General features: G+C 37.3%; 16 protein-coding genes. 5 read left to right on the top strand and 11 right to left on the bottom strand.

Annotated elements, in window-relative coordinates; translation table 11 throughout:
• Window positions 1-160 precede the first annotated feature (160 nt).
• A complete protein-coding gene (locus SFC47_RS05575) occupies window positions 161-2,284 on the bottom strand; it encodes a glycoside hydrolase family 3 protein (protein ID WP_411253248.1) in 2,124 nt (707 codons plus the stop codon).
• A gap of 192 nt (window positions 2,285-2,476) precedes the next feature.
• Between SFC47_RS05575 and SFC47_RS05570 the strand changes: the two genes are divergently transcribed.
• A complete protein-coding gene (locus SFC47_RS05570) occupies window positions 2,477-3,385 on the top strand; it encodes an AraC family transcriptional regulator (protein WP_411253247.1) in 909 nt (302 codons plus the stop codon).
• Window positions 3,386-3,434: 49 nt separating this feature from the next.
• Here the strand turns inward: SFC47_RS05570 and SFC47_RS05565 are convergent, their stop codons facing one another.
• From SFC47_RS05565 to SFC47_RS05555, 3 genes are all read right to left on the bottom strand, one after another.
• Window positions 3,435-4,595, bottom strand: coding sequence for a DUF4317 domain-containing protein (locus tag SFC47_RS05565; protein WP_411253246.1), 1,161 nt, complete (start codon window positions 4,593-4,595; stop codon window positions 3,435-3,437).
• Between the two features lie 280 nt (window positions 4,596-4,875).
• Window positions 4,876-5,412 (bottom strand): GNAT family N-acetyltransferase, encoded by a 537-nt coding sequence (locus SFC47_RS05560; RefSeq protein ID WP_411253245.1) that lies wholly within the window; start codon window positions 5,410-5,412, stop codon window positions 4,876-4,878.
• A gap of 95 nt (window positions 5,413-5,507) precedes the next feature.
• Window positions 5,508-6,575: a GGDEF domain-containing protein gene (locus SFC47_RS05555; RefSeq protein WP_411253244.1), complete on the bottom strand. Its 1,068-nt coding sequence runs from the start codon at window positions 6,573-6,575 to the stop codon at window positions 5,508-5,510.
• 227 nt (window positions 6,576-6,802) lie between these two features.
• On the opposite strand from SFC47_RS05555, the gene SFC47_RS05550 reads away from it, so the two are divergent.
• Both SFC47_RS05550 and pdxR read left to right on the top strand, forming a co-directional pair.
• Window positions 6,803-7,144: a hypothetical protein gene (locus tag SFC47_RS05550; protein ID WP_411253243.1), complete on the top strand. Its 342-nt coding sequence runs from the start codon at window positions 6,803-6,805 to the stop codon at window positions 7,142-7,144.
• 16 nt (window positions 7,145-7,160) lie between these two features.
• A complete protein-coding gene (pdxR, locus tag SFC47_RS05545; protein WP_411253242.1) occupies window positions 7,161-8,600 on the top strand; it encodes a MocR-like pyridoxine biosynthesis transcription factor PdxR in 1,440 nt (479 codons plus the stop codon).
• A gap of 35 nt (window positions 8,601-8,635) precedes the next feature.
• On the opposite strand, the gene SFC47_RS05540 is transcribed toward pdxR, so the two are convergent.
• From SFC47_RS05540 to SFC47_RS05525, 4 genes are all read right to left on the bottom strand, one after another.
• Entirely contained in the window at window positions 8,636-8,827 is a 192-nt protein-coding gene (locus SFC47_RS05540; protein WP_411253241.1) for a hypothetical protein, read from the bottom strand.
• A gap of 127 nt (window positions 8,828-8,954) precedes the next feature.
• Window positions 8,955-9,503, bottom strand: coding sequence for a GNAT family N-acetyltransferase (locus SFC47_RS05535; RefSeq protein ID WP_411253240.1), 549 nt, complete (start codon window positions 9,501-9,503; stop codon window positions 8,955-8,957).
• Between the two features lie 116 nt (window positions 9,504-9,619).
• Window positions 9,620-10,576, bottom strand: coding sequence for an alpha/beta hydrolase (locus SFC47_RS05530; RefSeq protein ID WP_411253239.1), 957 nt, complete (start codon window positions 10,574-10,576; stop codon window positions 9,620-9,622).
• A gap of 137 nt (window positions 10,577-10,713) precedes the next feature.
• A complete protein-coding gene (locus SFC47_RS05525; RefSeq protein ID WP_411253238.1) occupies window positions 10,714-11,400 on the bottom strand; it encodes an N-acetylmuramoyl-L-alanine amidase in 687 nt (228 codons plus the stop codon).
• A gap of 163 nt (window positions 11,401-11,563) precedes the next feature.
• Here SFC47_RS05525 and SFC47_RS05520 point away from each other — a divergent pair, with 163 nt between their 5' ends.
• Both SFC47_RS05520 and SFC47_RS05515 read left to right on the top strand, forming a co-directional pair.
• Window positions 11,564-12,571, top strand: coding sequence for a DUF3231 family protein (locus tag SFC47_RS05520; RefSeq protein ID WP_411253237.1), 1,008 nt, complete (start codon window positions 11,564-11,566; stop codon window positions 12,569-12,571).
• Between the two features lie 167 nt (window positions 12,572-12,738).
• Entirely contained in the window at window positions 12,739-13,059 is a 321-nt protein-coding gene (locus SFC47_RS05515; RefSeq protein WP_411253236.1) for a hypothetical protein, read from the top strand.
• Between the two features lie 63 nt (window positions 13,060-13,122).
• On the opposite strand, the gene SFC47_RS05510 is transcribed toward SFC47_RS05515, so the two are convergent.
• From SFC47_RS05510 to pabB, 3 genes are all read right to left on the bottom strand, one after another.
• Window positions 13,123-13,989, bottom strand: coding sequence for a manganese catalase (locus tag SFC47_RS05510; protein ID WP_411253235.1), 867 nt, complete (start codon window positions 13,987-13,989; stop codon window positions 13,123-13,125).
• Window positions 13,990-14,113: 124 nt separating this feature from the next.
• Window positions 14,114-14,680, bottom strand: a complete 567-nt coding sequence (locus SFC47_RS05505; RefSeq protein ID WP_411253234.1) for a hypothetical protein — start codon at window positions 14,678-14,680, stop codon at window positions 14,114-14,116.
• A gap of 288 nt (window positions 14,681-14,968) precedes the next feature.
• Window positions 14,969-16,711, bottom strand: coding sequence for an aminodeoxychorismate synthase component I (gene pabB / locus SFC47_RS05500; protein WP_411253233.1), 1,743 nt, complete (start codon window positions 16,709-16,711; stop codon window positions 14,969-14,971).
• Between the last annotated feature and the right edge of the window lie 33 nt (window positions 16,712-16,744).

The raw sequence follows: 16,744 nt of genomic DNA, 5'->3' as shown, positions 1-16,744 counted from the left end.
GTCCCTCCTCTTACATACACTTCCTTCCCATATATATGATTGGAATGTTAGTCCTTATTCCCTGGGATCAATATGGTATATTTTTCCTGTTAGCAAGGAATTTTTCTACATGACAAAAGCTAAGGCATGAACCTTAGCTAATGTATTGCTGTTACTATTCTTAATAGGTTAATCCATGACCAAGTTTATAAACATTTCCATCACGATCCTCATAGGCATAGGATAATCCTTCTGGCATATACTTGTCCTTGTCATAACCTGGAACATCATTTGGTGAAACACAATCGCCATTTTCATCGACAGCAATGACCTTTTCACTTGCAGGCAATGATAGCGGCAGTACGCCGACCGGTTTGAACTGTCCAGCGATCACCTCAAATTGCGGCTTAAAGAAAGTATCATAACCCGCAATCATTGCATCTGCCAGCGGTTCAACATTTCCAAGAATCCATGGCAATGTCACATTCACACTGATTACAACTTTTCCGCCACGATCACGAATGCTGTTGCTTACATCTTTTAGTTGTTCAATTCCAGTTAGAGTCGATTCTTGATATTCCGCCCCATCTAATGCTTTTAATGTTTTATTCTCACACAGCTCAAGTTCCAAAAGTCCAGGTGTTGCATTGAAATAGGATCCGGATTTTGGCTGTAAGAACAGGATCGCTATATCTGCTTCTCTATGATTCTCAGTTAAATGGCAGATTCCAAGCTCCTTGCATTCTATCCTTGCTTGTTCTGTATACATTTCTGCAAGTTTTTGATCTTTATGGAAGACTTCTACATACACCTTTTGGTTCGTCAGATTTTCAGCACGTAAAGGTAATGTACCATTTGAATTCTTAAGAAGTGTTACGGATTTCTTGTGTGCTTCATATGCTGCTTCCCAGTGAGCTGGAGTACCAACCACTCCAGTCGCATTTTCAGGTGAAACGTAAGTACGGTCATCAAATAATCCTAATGTAAACATTTCCGTAAGAAGGCGTACATTCGCTTCATTAATACGCTTTTCACTAATCCAGCCTTTTTCAATAGCTTTTTTCAGGTTCCCAATATCATTGGTATCCGCAACAAGGTCTGTGCCGGCATTGATTGCTTTTGCAAAACGTTCCGCTTCGCTCTTATCTTCGACGCCCCAGCTCATTTTATTTGTGATGCCGCTGTCACTATTGATATATCCCTTAAACCCTAGTCCTTCTCGAAGGATTTTTTGTAAGAAGTAATGATTAAACGTAAAGCCAACCTCTTCAAATGGAATGTCTTGACCCTCGAATTCTTGAACCACACTCTTACCAATGCTTGGTATGGAGTAATATGGCATAATGGAGGAAGTTCCATGGTCGACGGCAGTTCTGAATGGCGGTAAATGATATTTTTCTAAACTTCCTGGAGTTGGGTATAGATTCCATTTTCCTTCCGCATAGTGAGGATCAAATCCATTTTCCCTTGCACCACCGCCTGGGAAATGCTTCGTTGTCATGGCAATACTGTGTTTTCCTAACTCTTTACCTTGGAATTCGTCAATAATGCGTCCAATGGCATCTGAAATAAAATCAGCATCTTCCCCAAATGTACCATAAGTCCGCTGCCATCTTGGATCTGTCGCAGTATCGGCCATATACATATAGCCTTTTCTAATTCCAACTGCATCCCACTCATCATGTGCAATTTGGGCAAATTGGCTGATAAGTGATGCATCTCCACCATTTTTGATATCTCCCATCGCTGCTGCAGCAAGCCCTAACGTTCCTGGCCATGTTGAAAAAATCCCAACCGCATCGTTCATACCAAAAATGGATTCACCGTTTTCATTTCGTGAGTTTGAGGCGATTAAGCATGGAATACCTAGACGAGTTCCTTCTGCCACTTCATTCATTGTATTGATCCATTGTGCCATTTCCGCCGGGCTATGGTTGTCTCGATGAATAAAGTGACGCAAATGCATTTTTTCAATTGTATGCGTCGTTCCATATATTTTTTCAACAGCAAAGATGCTTTCACCTTTTTCAACAATCGCTTCATCAAGTATTCCATCATGACTGGTCTTACTCTTATCTTCTTGGGACAGACCCATTTTACGAGTATTAATCAGCATCATCCCGACTTTTTCATCGATATTCATTAAGGAGACTAAGTTCTCAGCTCGTTCTTTCGGACTTAAGCGCCAATCTTTGTAAGGCTCAAGCTTTCCACTGTTATTTAAGTCTTTAAATTTTAATCCATCTACTTCAATTAATTTTTTAACCCTGACTTCTAATTCAGGTTGTTTGTGGTTTCTTTCCATTGTTACGCCTCCTCAACTTAATCCATGACTATTAAACCCCAAAAAAATTCACTTTTAATAGGGTGCTCAATTTCGGATTTATCATTATCTCGAATTCTTTTACAGTGTTATAATAACAACAAAAAGTGATAAAAAAATATCATTTATTGCTAAAAACATTGTAATTCTTGCTGTATAAAGGGGGCATTGGAAATGAAGCAGTCAATTCATATACCTGTAGTTAACCAGGCTTTTGAAATATATGATTTTAGCCAGAAAAATCAATCCTATGATAAGCTCAAAAAATATAACGAATCAGCAGAAAGATTTTATCAGCTGGATCCTTTATTTCGCTTACACACTCACGATGTAATTGAAATTCTTGTATTTTTAGGCGGAGATTGTGATTTTTTTTGTGAGGGTAAAACCTACACTCTTAGGAGAGGAGATGTAGTCGTGGTGCCTCCTAATGCAGTTCATCAGGCAACAGTTAAGAATATCGATCACTATGAACGCATCATCATCAACATTAGTAATCAGTTAATGGCAGATTATGTAACCGTTGCCCCGGCTATGAATGAGAATATTGTCTATCAAAAGACGCTAGGGTCTTATGTGTTACATTTGAATGCAGTGTGCTTTCAAGAAATCATATCTTTGCTGCAGGAAATTACAAATAGAATAAAAAATGGTGAAGAAAACTTTTCCTTCACCTTACAATACCTATTATTTCAAGTCCTTCAAGTCATAACCAATCCTGCAAGCAGTTTGCCAACCCAAAATAAAAAGGAAGAACACGACCAAAGGCTCGTGTCGATACTGGAATATATCGAATCACATTTAACAGAACATGATCTTAGTTTAGACAAGGTATCGAATCATTTTCATTTAAATAAATACTATTTTTCACATTATTTTAAAAAACACATGAACCTTCCATTTTACCGGTATGTATCATTAAAACGTTTATCATTTGCTGTAACGATGATCAAACAAAAGCAAATTCCAATAGAGAAAATTGCCTTAAAATGCGGTTTTCCTGATTATTCTAGCTTCTATAGACTCTTCAAAAAAGAATACAATCTTTCTCCTAAAAATTTACAAAAGGAATATAATTCTTAGAAAAACAGGTCAACCTCCCATTTTCATTCACTGGGGGCTGACCTGCTGCTTAATGTATTTCTGACTCTAGCCTGAATCCTTCGACAACAACATCATCATCGATCTCCAACAATAAACAGCGTTTTCCTTGGAACATAATATATTTAACATGTTTCAAATCCATCGGGCTTAGCGATAAATTAGCAACCTTTGTTTCAATTTTTACTGATTTAGGTACTAAATTACTCGCTTTTAGCTCATGTTTTTCATCATCAACAATAGCTTTGAAGGCATGTTCCACTTTAGCGGTATCTACATTTTCAACGCCGCTTACCCTTAAAATTCGTTCGATATCCCGAGAATCCAACTTAGGTGCTTCACTTTCTTCATTTTCTTTATTCACTTGGACCACTCTATCAATTTCCTCATAGACGTTAGAAATAACCTGGGCATCTACTGTATCTCCGATTACTTTATTCAGAATTAGTTCAAAGCTATCTTTTTCTTCCAAAGCGGTAATGATTTCTTCACAATTGAGAACAATCTCGATAAATGTCTCATCTGGTTGATTCGCTTTTCCTGCACAATAAAGGATATGGTTCACATCTGCAGCATTGTCATTAAATGCAGGGAATAAAAATCCTGACAAGGGCTGTGCTAAATTAATAATCGGGTCAAAAGCGTTATTAGATCTAAATTCTCTTTCAACATAATCAAACACTAAGGCTTTTTTCGGCTGGTCTGTTTTATTAAGACTGCAGAGGATAAACTCGTTGGAATATACCTCATCATCTCCGCCTTCTTCCGATTCAGGATCTCTTTTTTTGGTAGCTTTACGGTATTCTCCTCTGATAAATGTCACCACTGTATCAAATTCATAAACAGTATGTGCAAACATTTTCCCTACAATTTGGTGCATATAGTCTATCCAGTCATCGGTGGTATCACTTTGCAATCCGTCAAAGAGAATCATTTGCGTGCTATCTTCTACATCTCTTTGGAATTTCAACTCAAATAATTTGGCATCAAGAGCTCCTGTCAAAACCTTTTTGAAATTTATAAAAAATAATTCTTGTGACTCCTGATCTAACATTTCAAAAGGTGAAATAACGGAGTGATAAATCTCACCTGATTCTTTCTGAACATAAACATTTAAGATTTCACGAATTTTCATGAGATCATTGTTTAATTTAAACTGCTTTCTGATATTAGCTATGTCTTTAGCATTCATTTTCTCAACTCCCATCCTAAGATTATACTGTTCAAAAAGAAAAATAGTAATACTTGACAATTTCTCCATTATATCACTTACACTGCTGCGAAGGATAACTCATTTAATATGTATTCCACCAAGGATCAGGTGCAGGAAGGCTGCCATTAAAATCAATCATTTCCCCTCAAGATCCCCCTGCCAGAAAAATGCTGCGATGGAACGGATGCATATGTCAAACCATTCCATAGGAAAACACCGTCCATATGTTTATGGGCGGTGTTTTCTTTTGAATTTGGATTTATAAGTTAGTATTCCCTAAATACTTCTCCATTCGAATATCAAACCACATTTTATCAGCCCAATAAGTGAAATTTTCAATTCTGCCAATTTCCTTGTAGCCTAATTTCCGATAGAGCTTCTGTGCTTGTGTATTAAACTCAAACACACCCAGTTCAATCCGATTTAGTCCTTGTTTCTTTATTTCTTCCTCTAAAAATTGAATGGCATGAAAGCCAATCCCTTTGCCTCTGCCATCTGTTTCCCCTATTGTAATTCCAATCCAAGCTGTACCTTCTTCTTTTTTGAAAAGATAGGCAGGGTCCACAGTATAATTCATTTCGCCAATTAATTGGTCATCTAGGTAGATCAAATAAATGTGGTGATGGTTGAGTCTTTGTTTCAGATCATCCTGGGTCATTGCAGTCCTCAGGTCCAATTCAGCTTGATTTTTGTTTGGACGTGTCAATGGAATTAGAACCTCGTCATTATCCCAGCGATTGAAAACTTCTACTAGTGTATCGTCCGGTTCTGTTACTTTGATGAAACTCGTTTTCATGCGGTCTTCCTCCCCCTATAATACTTATAACATAAATTTATCTTTAAGATTCGCTGCTTCTTCGGAATTCAGATTATCTAGATTAAAAAAATTTCTTAACCCCTAATGACGGTTCCACAATCAAAGATTGCTTGGTTTTTGCCATTGTGCTTTGCTTTGTACAATAACTTATCAGCACGCCTAACAATATCCACCTGATTAGAGATTCCCTGTTGATTCGTGAATAAACCGAAACTCATTGTAATGGAAAATGTCCCATTTTCACTAGTAAACTGTATTTCGCGCAATGCTTTATAAATTTCCTCTAGGCAGGGGATGATTTTCTCTTTATCGGGAGTTTGAAAAAGAATAGCAAATTCCTCGCCTCCATATCGAAATGAAATTCCTAGTGAGGAAGGAATACTTTGCTGCAAAATTTCTCCTATTTTCATTAAAACCTTATCCCCGACCACATGACCATGCGTATCATTAATATGTTTAAAGTTATCAATATCCGCCAGCACTACAGCCATACCCGTTCTTTTATTACGCTTTAATGCGTTTTTGAGTGTTTCTTGAAAATGTCGATGATTGTATAAACCTGTTAAATAATCACGGACAATTAAGTCTTTGTACACATATTGGAGTTTTTGATGATGGCGTTCTCTATTCACAATCAAAGCCCCAAAAAAACCAATGACAATCAAAAAGGTAAGATTCAATAAGAAGTTGACAATGGAAAGACTAGGCAAAGGCAGGCTGTTCCAAAATAAAATACAATAGCTAATCACTACAACAGTACAAGATATGACAGCTCCAGGTATTTTCCAATAGATTGTAGAATGCATGACCAACAGGTAGGATATTGGAAATAGCGGGCTCGTTACTCCACCCGTTAAAATCAATAGCCAAATAAGTGCGATATAATCAAAAAGAATCCCTGTTTTCATCAGCAAATTGAAAATCGTATGGTTCCCTGGTGCAAGCCATAATGCTATCTGGGCAATCGTCATATAGGCAAAGCCAAAAATGAGTAAATAATTAAAGGTATGTAATTCGAAGTTAACGATAGAGGCAATGGGTGGATAATAAAAAACAACCACGGCTACAACTAAAAAAATCCATCTAACGATAGAAAAAATTTGTTCTGTCACAGTATCCGTCAGTAAGAAATTATCTTTCATTATTACCAGAATCCTTCTATTATTTATTTTTTGGATATAGTAAACTTGCTTATTCTACTATCATACTCGTTTTAGAAGACAAAATAAATAAAAGTTTTTGTAAAAATTTTACTTTTTATAGAACGAATTCCCTCGCAATCAAACTGTAAATATTCTGTTACTGTAATAGAGTTGATGTTCGTAGATTGAAAGTATAAACTTTAGCTACTATTTAAGGAGTGATTAAGTTGAACACCGTTACTGTAGATAAGCTAGCATTCAAGAAAAAACTATCAAAGATAGAGCGATTTACAATCAAAGATTTCCTATATAACTGGGTTGGGAGACCAATTGACGGAATCGATGATTTTCTGCCGCTTGAGTACAGTGAATATGTATTTGCAAAAATGGAGGCAATTCAAGAAAAAGCTTATATCATAAATGGGAATGAGCATTTCAGATATGCGACCCTCACGGAAGATAATCAAATGGTGATTGGCTTTTTAGATTTCAACAATGAGTTGAAACATAGAGTCCTTTCTCTAGGTGAAGTCGTAAAAAAAGGATACAATAGAAAGGATGAGAACTAAATTAAAGGATGATTAAATGGATTGGAAACCAGACCGAGAGTCAAAAACACCTATTTATAAACAACTAGCATTATATATTGAGACTGGAATTGCTGATGGAACATTTCCACACGATAAGCCCTTGCCTTCTGAAAGAGGTTTAGCGAAAGAATTCGGGATAAACAGAAGCACGGTGGTAGCTGCTTATGACGAATTGGAGTCAAATGGGTTAATCGAAAGAAATAGAGGCAGTGGAACAACAGTAAGTAAAGATATCTGGGGCATTTCCAAGAAACGAATTCCAAGTTGGAACCGGTACATTGAAGCAGGTTCGTTTCTGCCTAACTTACCTGTAACACAACGAATCCATAAAGAAATGACAGAACAAAACTTGATTAATTTAGCTAGTGGAGAATTGTCTCAGGACCTTTTCCCGATGAAGTCATTACGTGAAATTACTTCTAACAGATCCTTTATTGGATCATTGGGTTATGACCATCCTCAAGGCAATGTGATTCTTCGGGAAACCCTAACCCGCCATGTAAAAAATTCCCGAAATATTGAAACAAACCCAACTTCTATTTTAGTTACTTCAGGTGCACAGCAAGCTTTGCATCTAGTTGTTCAATGCTTGTTACAACCAGGTGATGCAGTTGCAATTGAAAATCCTTCGTATCATTACAATCTGCCTGTGTTCCAATCCGCCGGCATCAAAACCTTTTATTTAAAAGGAGATCGGGATGGAATAAACCCAAATGAAATAACAACATTGTATAAAAAACACCGAATTCGAATGATTTTTTTAAATCCTATTTTCCAAAATCCCACAGGTACGGTAATGTCTGAAGAGCGGCGTAATAAGGTTTTGGAAATATCATCTGAATTTGGAATTCCGATTGTTGAGGATGATCCCTATAGTTTAACGTCTTTTACAGGCGAAAAGATCCAAACTCTTAAATCTTTAGATCGTACTGGGAATGTGTTATATATCAGCTCACTCACAAAAATCGTAGCATCAGGTTTGAGGATAGGCTGGATAATAGGACCTAAAGCGGTCATCGAAAGGTTATCGGATGCCAAGCAGCAAGTCGATTTTGGACATGCCAGTTACACCCAATGGATTGCAAATGACTTTCTCGATTCGAATAATTTCGAATCACATATTAAGCATTTAGTAATTCAGTTAGAAAGCAGAAGGAATCAAATTGTCAGCAGCCTTCAAACTTATCTAAAAGACCAAGTGAATTTTTATATTCCTAAAGGCGGAATACATATCTGGTGCCGGATAAATAAAGACTTTAATGAAATTCAATTGCTAGAGGAATCTATTAAACGCGGTGTCATTTATGTACCTGGATCAACAATGGGTTCTGAGAAAGGATTTGTCCGTTTTACTTTTTCTAGGGAAAGAGAAGGAACTATTAATGAAGGTATAAGAAGATTTGCGGATGCTATAAAGAAAGTTACAAAGAAATGAAAAGGATCAGATAATTTCTGATCCTTTTACCCGCTCTAAGTCATCCAAATGTAAATTCCTAAGGAAACTAATGCTATAAAAATAATCACCACATATATTAATGTTAAATTGGTTGTATTCCTTTTTGTAGAACCGCTATAATTTTCATCTGGCTTCCCTGTTAATGCCAGGGTTGAAACCACAGCAACAATTAGGATTAAGACGACTATAATAGATAATATCTCCATGCTGCACCTCGTATTTTTATCGTGCTATTTTCTATATAATAATAGCGCAACTTGAACTTTTCTAAACCATCCAATTCCCCTATAATTAGACCATCCACTTTATCATTTAATCACTTAATACCCGATATTATGACTGCATTAACCTGCCCATTAAAATGGTATTATAATAATTTCCATCAGATAAAAGTTTGTCATTTTTCAGAATTCCTTCTATTTCAAATCCATAATTTCGATATAGCTTTATTGCATTTTCATTTGTCTCGAGAACATTTAGGTTTATTTTCTTGATCCCAGCAATGTCTGCCCAACGGATAGATTCTTCTAAAAACTTTTTTCCAATCCCATATCCCCAATATTCTTTTAATACACAAACACCAAACTCTACTTTATGACAGGAACGTTTCAGTTGATTCCCTTCACATCTTGAAAAACCTACTATTCTATCATTCACTTCTGCTACTAAAAATAGATGGTTTCCCCGTTCTGAATCCTCCTTAATTATCCGTTTAAAACTTGTTTCATTTATGTAAGCCTCACCTGGTTCTCTATCTAAATTTTCTGTTTCGCCATCAATCTGTACTCTTACGTCAGACAAACCTTTCGCATCTTTCTCGGCGGCAGATCTTATCGAATAACGTAAACTATTGATAATAAATTCTTTAGCGCTAACAATCATAGCTTATCCTCCCTTTGTAAAAGAATCTCAGTAAGCTTATTATTAATTCTAATATTCAAGGTCTTAGCTGTAAAATAAAAAGCGCAATGGAGTAGATCATCCATTACGCTTTACTATTAGACACTTACTGATTCAGGCTGCGGCTCGAGGGCCTTTTTCAATGCTTGAACATATTCATTTTTAGCTTGTTTCCCAAGTTCTGAGGTTGGATTTAAAAGTTCAAAACCATGGTAAGCACCTGGATAGAGGTGAAATTCCACTGGTACCCCTGCTTGTGCCAATTTTGCAACATATTCAATCGTTTCATCACGGAAAGGATCTAATTGACCAACACAAGTGAATGTTGGCGGCAGGTTAGAAAGATTCTTTGCACGAGCTGGTGCTGCGTATGGTGAGATTTCTCCGTTAGCATGTTCACCCAAATACATTCTCCAGCCTGCTAAATTATTGCCGCGATTCCAGATGGCACGTTCGTCAGTAATCTCATAACTAGAAGGTGTAACATTTCGGTCATCAATCATCGGATACAATGGCATTTGAAAAGTGATAGCCGGCCCCTTGCGATCTCGCACTAATAGACTTAACGCAGCGGTTAAACCACCCCCTGCACTTTGTCCCGCGACAGCAACTCTAGTAACATCAATCTTCAGTTCATCCGCAGCATTGGTCATCCAAACCAAAGCAGCATAACAGTCCTCAAGCGGCGCCGGAAATGGATGCTCAGGAGCAAGACGGTAATCCACGGATACGACTACACAGTGAGCTTCTTCAGCAAAGTGCTGGCAGTCGCCATCTGATCCCTCCACATCTCCTAAAACATAACCACCACCATGAATAAACAACAGTGCTGGAAGTTTTTCCGCAACTCTCGAAACGGGTTCATAAATCTTTACCTTCATATCCTGGCCATCACCTCCAGGTATCACGCGGGATGAAATGTTAACGCTTTCAAGTTTTTCGATTGGAATGGCGGGAGCTTGTCTAGCTGCCTCTAATCCTTCAGGAAGATTCAGCGGCGGGAAAGCCGTAAGTATTTCTTTTAGTTCGGGTGCTACTCTACTCATGAAATCCATTATAAAAACCTCCTCTAGTCATTCATAAAACTATTATACTTTGAATTATCATAGCTTGCACATTCATCATATGCAGATATATAGATAGTTATAACTATTTGCTAGACTTATAGACCTATTAATTTCAACATTTACTACTATAAAGCAGCGATAATGGCAGGATATCCTTTTGCTTTTAACTCTTCGGCAAGGTCATTTGCAGTATTGATATCAGAAAATGCTCCTACTTGTACACGGTAAAGCGTACCAGCAGATACGACTTGTTTCTTTTTCAATCGATACTGTGCAGCAAGTGCGTCCACAACCGCTTTTGCTGCTTTTTTCTGATACTGGGCTGTTCTCATTTTCATCGCTTCATGTTGGTTAGTCATAAACGCGAATTCAATTAATATAGCTGTCATTTTCGTTTCTCTTAATATTTGGAAATCTGCTGTTTTCACTCCACGGTTACGAAATCCTAATTCGACCACTAGATTCTTTTGTATTTTTTCTGCTAGCTGTGCTGCCTCTTTTGGCTTTGTAGTGTACGTGTATGTCTCAATACCGCCAGCATTGTTCCAGCCAGATCCATAAGCATTCAGATGGTAATCAATGTGGACATTTGCTCCCCAGTCATTTACAAGTTCACAACGGTTTTTTAGCGGAATATCGATTTTCCCAGTTGAATCATCAATCCGTTTTTGAATGACTTGTTCATAATTTTCTAGTTCGAGCATCACAAGCTTCACAATCTCACTCGTAACCTGCCATTCTGTATATCCATCAGGCGACCTCTTCCCTGGTGTGACACCTGCATGTCCTGCTGCATGTGTTATTTTTAACATTTTATGATCCTCCCTTGTTCAAATTTCACCTTATATATATTGAGAAAATGCAAGTAAAGTCAGGGTGTATGAAAATTAAATTTTTCACAAAATTAATGTTTTTATACAGAATTGGGTAAATTATGGATAATTGTATTATGATCACATAACAGGAGGAACCATTTTGATCTTAACAAACCCTTTAAGTGCATCAGAGATTGGTACACTTTGGCTAACTTATGAAGAAAAGACTCTTATTATGAGAATGCTGGAACACTTTATCGAAAAATCTGATGATCAGCAAGCCTCAAATATACTTGGCGGGTTGTGGCAGGAGTTAAATTTCTATGTACTGCAAATGGAGCAGCTATTTGAGCAGCAAGGAATGGTGAAACCAATTGGTTATACAAGTCAAGATGTTTACCTAGAAGCCCCAAAATTATTTGACAATGGTTTTGATGTCATGTTTGTCCGAATATTAAAAGAGGTAAGCATGGGCATGTACACCATTAATATGAATATGTCATATAATGATAAAGTTATGCAAATTTATGAGGGACTTACAACCGTAACTCAGAAAATTTATAAGTTGTCTACCCTTTACTTGCTTGAAAGGGGGATACTAACTCTGCCGCCAAAAGTAACAATGCCGAAAACAAATGAATTTATAAAAAGTAAAACCTACTTGGATGGCTTAAATCCTTTTGGGGACAAACGGGCTTTAAATGATATGGAGCTTGGGATTCTTCATCATGGGATAGAGACAAATAATATTGGACTGCAGCTCATTACCGGTTTTGCTCAATGTGCAAAAAATAAAGAAGTAAAGGAATATTTTGTGAAAGGAAAAGAGCTAGCTAAGAATCAGATCAAAGTAATGGAGAAAATTCTGCTTGAAAGTGATGTCCAGTTTTCCGCTACTTCCGGATGTACTGTAACAACATCAACAATGCCTCCCTTCTCTGATAAGCTGATGATGCATTGTATTTACCTGTTAAATGGATTTGGTTTGGTAGGAAATAGTTTCGGTTCTTATTTTAGTATGAGGAAGGATATTTCCGTAAAATCAACCTTCTTAGCCAAAGATGTTTATTTCTACGCACAGGAAGGAATTAAGCTGAAGATTAAGAACGGCTGGTTTGAGGAACCGCCGCAGATGGAAGATCGCTCCAAGATCATTAAAGGGGAATAATCTAATCTAAAACAAAGGTTAGCACGACCAGCGTGTTAGCCTTTTTCGAATTTGTATAGAAAAAATTATCTACAATTGACTGCCCTGTTATTTTTATCACACCTTCGGTCACTCTTCGAATGTAAAATTATAGAGGAATATATAATAATAGGCGGGAGGATGTTCTTTTGATTAAATTAATCATTTTCGTTCTAATTCTAATTACCTTGGTCTTATTGAGTATGTTTGTTGATGGTGTGCTGGAACTACATAAGCAGGAAAAGGAAGAAATGAAAAGTATCATACGAGATGGAATGGAAGGTTATTTAGATAGAACCTTTGGATTTGGCACTGTCACCATCTTTAAATCTGTACTTGATGCTGAAGGCAATACGCGATACCTAGTGTATTTACCAAGGTATGCATGGTTTAAAGCCCCGAAATATGATTGGTATGAAGTCTATGCCACGCAGAATGGATATAAGCATGAGGCAATAAAGGGATTCTAACAAAAGCCCAACGCTCGGGAATAATTTCGAGTGATTGGGCTTTTTGTCTTTTTTTAATAGCAATCAACACATACTTGGCGGGATACTCCCAGGATTAGGCAAATCCTTTATAACTGCAGGCAGAGTATCGTGGATATAAGGCGGAGCTGGTTTTAATTTTGGTTTCGGAGCAAGCGGTACTGGATTTTCAACAAATTGGAATACTCCTTCACCATCAATACTTGGTCCATTCGCCCACCGGCCTGTGGCACTTTCATTGCCAGCTGAGAAATTAAAGAGGACATGTGAAACCTCCCTTTTTTCGAGATGACGAGGGAAGGTACTTGGAACGACAATATTTTCTTTGCACTCCAACTCTTGAATCGCAGCAATCCATTGGTTTTGGTGCATCGTATCTCTCGCTATTAACCAAGATAGCATATCTTTTACACCTGGATCGGTGGTCATTTCGTAAATACGAACTGCCTGCAGTCTGCCTTGTGATTCTGCATTTAGATTTGCGCGAAAATCTGCAAGTAAGTTACCACTGGCTGCTATATACTCAGCTCTCCATCTATTTCCTACACTATCTGCGGGCATTGCACCGAGGCCAGAAACAATGGCATGCTGCACATTCATTCCACCTAACACTGCGCCAATGATTGGATCCTGAGCAGCCACCGCTTGATCGCCAACCGGTGCTCCATCCAATAATCTAGCTACCATGGTTGCCAGCATTTCAATATGAGCTAATTCTTCTGTACCGGTATCCATTAACAAATCTTTATATTTCCCATTGCCTCTAACATTCCAGCCTTGGAATAAATATTGCATCGCAACCGATATTTCTCCGAATTGACCACCAATTAATTCTTGAATATATTTTGCCATGAACACATCAGGTCTTTCAGGCTTGGCATTGTATTGCAATTCCTTTATATGGTAAAACACGACTACACCACTCCTCAGATTCTCTTTCTCCTACACAGCAGGGCTAAGAATATCTTATTTATCTTCGGGGATTAGGTGTATGTCCTTTTCTATTACTGAAAGCCTCTCGTCTCCTATTGTATGATTATATGACTATTTGCAATCGAGCAGGCTGCGTTCGTGTTTGTATCTCATTCTGATAATCCTTCAGCTTTCCTTCATACACACATTGGACATTCGGAACACATTGTAAATCATGTGGTGATATAAGGGAAATAGGCTTTTGGAATTGAATGACCATTGATTCCTTAAGTAAAAAGGCTACAAATTGAGAACAAAAGAAAGCATCATTTCTCTTTATTGGCTTATCAAACATAACTCCAAATAAACCTAAAAAATTATAACGGTACTGTCTTTTTTGTGCTTCAATTTGTTGTAAACAGTACTTCATCTTTTGGAATTGCCTCTCGGTTACCGTAATCGAATAAAGGGCACATTCAGCTTGCTTAAATAGCCCCTCCCTAACATTTTCCTTAACAAATCCTCCAATAAATGGATTTCGGGCTGTCTTTCTCCCAAAGCTGTATACCTCTGCTAAATGAGTGTCAAAGGCAATCGAAGCATGGTTATATGGTTTTTTCGTATACAGCTTTATTAATTTTGTTAAAAAAGAATTCGTGTTCGTTAAAAGAATATAAACTTGTTTTTCCATACTATCATCAGCCTCCTTAAAAGTTTCAAGAAAACTCCTTTGTATATACTATACATACAAAAACTTAAGAAAAGTTTCATAGAATCCTTAAGATATTCTTAAGCTTTTAAGAGAAACTATTAGATATAGAATGAATTTATCAACAAAAAAGCCGATTGATTTTTTAAGGAAACCAATCGGCAACTTCACCTATCGCTATACACTGATTTTTACATAGTAGCATGGTTTTTATAAGATTTTCAATCCAAATTTATTAACAAATCATACATGCTGTCAAGGAAATGAATTTTAAATGAAATGGACCTCTCTCCATTTTCTTACGCTGTTAATAAACCAAACTCTCGAGGCCTTTTTTAAATCAGAGTGTGTCAGGATCTTTTCATGGATTTCTCCCGTTTTTATTAACTGATCTCGAAATGTACCAGCCAATAATCCGCTCTCTATTGACGGAGTCCATAATCTATCTTCTATCTCCAATACTATATTGCCATTCGTAAACTCTGTTAACTCACCTTCATTGTTCCAAAGCAAAATATCAAATGCATGAGATGGAATCTGTTGTTGAAATTTTGCATAAATCTCACGATTAGTTGTTTTATGGTACAGAAAGGCGTTAGATTTATCTACAGGACTGTCCGCTACTGTTACCTTTACGATTGTATCCTGTTGAGTAATCGGTTGACCCTCAATAGTTATTTCCCCATTCTTCGCCAAGAGCAATCGAACCTTTATCAAACCATTCGGATTTGAATCTCTAAATTTTTGCAGCGCCTTGGTTATTTTGCTCTTTTCCAGAGGAAATTCAAAATATTGTGCTGACCTCTCTAGACGTATTACATGCTCTTTATGCAAAAAATAATTTCCATTGTCTAGTAATAGTGTTTCTAGCAACTGAAAGTCTGATGGTTTTACCTCTAATAGCTTTGCCTTCGCAAGAATTTCATCGTATTCTCCTTCAGTCGTCGAATCCCAAGTCACTCCTCCACCCACACCATAGACACCACGCCCAGTTTGATGGTCAATTAGAACCGTTCTAATCGGTACATTAAAGATGGCTTCTTTGTTTGGAGTAATATAACCAATTGCGCCACAGTAAACCTCACGATTTTCATTTTCTAACTCCGCGATAATGTTCATTGTGCTTATTTTAGGTGCTCCTGTAATCGACCCGCAAGGGAAAAGAGCCTTAAAAATATCAACGATGGTGGTAGTTTCAGAAATCTGTGCTGATATCGTAGAGGTCATCTGGTGTACGGTTGGGTATTTTTCGATTTCGAATATTTTTTCAACCGAAACTGTACCAGATTGTGCAATCATTCCAAGGTCATTGCGAAGCAAGTCAACAATCATAAGATTCTCAGCACGATTTTTCTCAGAATGGAGCAGCCAGTTTGCATTATGAGCATCTTCTTCGGATGTATTACCTCTTTTTATGGTTCCTTTCATAGGACGCGTTGTAATTTTCCCGTTTTCGAGGTGGAAAAACAATTCTGGCGAAGCAGACAATATACTCTGTTCACCTGTATGTATATAGGCACAATAATTAGAGTTTTGTGCTTTTTTCAACCTCTTATAATACGCAAGACTATCACCAGAAAAAAGTGAATGGAGACGAATGGTATAATTCGTCTGGTATGTATCACCGGACTGAATGGATTTCTTTATCGAGGCAATTCCTTGATTGTATTGTTTCATAGATATAGACGGATTCCAGTCAGAAACCGTAAATTCTCCGTTACTATTCAGCTCCGTGTTATCAGGTTCTGAAAATATACCAAACCAAAGCAAAGGAAATGAGCCTCCGCTTCTGACCTTAAATGCCGGGTCAAAGGCGGGAGCACTTTCATAGGATAGAAATCCAGCAGCGTAATAACCTTTATTAACAGCTTCTTGAACAAGCTGAAAACTAGGCAGAACGTCTTCTAGCTTGGAAGCGGTAATCACACGAACCGGATTTTGAAATAGTAAAGGTTTTATATTTCCATTAGAATCTGCAAATTCAAAGTTTAAAAGAGGTTCTTTTTGTTTCATGCTTTTTACTTTCACCCTAACATTTTTGTTTGA

This window comes from Neobacillus niacini, from assembly GCF_046591715.1.
In the GTDB taxonomy this organism is placed as follows: Bacteria; Bacillota; Bacilli; order Bacillales; family Cytobacillaceae; genus Neobacillus; species Neobacillus niacini_L.
This window is presented reverse-complemented; position numbering and strand designations above follow the sequence as displayed.

Coding starts and splice junctions, on each gene's coding strand:
- SFC47_RS05575 (WP_411253248.1), bottom strand. CDS start 2,284: ATGGAAAGAAACCACAAACAACCTGAATTAGAAGTCAGGGTTAAAAAA.
- SFC47_RS05570 (WP_411253247.1), top strand. CDS start 2,477: ATGAAGCAGTCAATTCATATACCTGTAGTTAACCAGGCTTTTGAAATA.
- SFC47_RS05565 (WP_411253246.1), bottom strand. CDS start 4,595: ATGAATGCTAAAGACATAGCTAATATCAGAAAGCAGTTTAAATTAAAC.
- SFC47_RS05560 (WP_411253245.1), bottom strand. CDS start 5,412: ATGAAAACGAGTTTCATCAAAGTAACAGAACCGGACGATACACTAGTA.
- SFC47_RS05555 (WP_411253244.1), bottom strand. CDS start 6,575: ATGAAAGATAATTTCTTACTGACGGATACTGTGACAGAACAAATTTTT.
- pdxR (WP_411253242.1), top strand. CDS start 7,161: ATGGATTGGAAACCAGACCGAGAGTCAAAAACACCTATTTATAAACAA.
- SFC47_RS05540 (WP_411253241.1), bottom strand. CDS start 8,827: ATGGAGATATTATCTATTATAGTCGTCTTAATCCTAATTGTTGCTGTG.
- SFC47_RS05535 (WP_411253240.1), bottom strand. CDS start 9,503: ATGATTGTTAGCGCTAAAGAATTTATTATCAATAGTTTACGTTATTCG.
- SFC47_RS05530 (WP_411253239.1), bottom strand. CDS start 10,576: ATGGATTTCATGAGTAGAGTAGCACCCGAACTAAAAGAAATACTTACG.
- SFC47_RS05525 (WP_411253238.1), bottom strand. CDS start 11,400: ATGTTAAAAATAACACATGCAGCAGGACATGCAGGTGTCACACCAGGG.
- SFC47_RS05505 (WP_411253234.1), bottom strand. CDS start 14,680: ATGGAAAAACAAGTTTATATTCTTTTAACGAACACGAATTCTTTTTTA.
- pabB (WP_411253233.1), bottom strand. CDS start 16,711: ATGAAACAAAAAGAACCTCTTTTAAACTTTGAATTTGCAGATTCTAAT.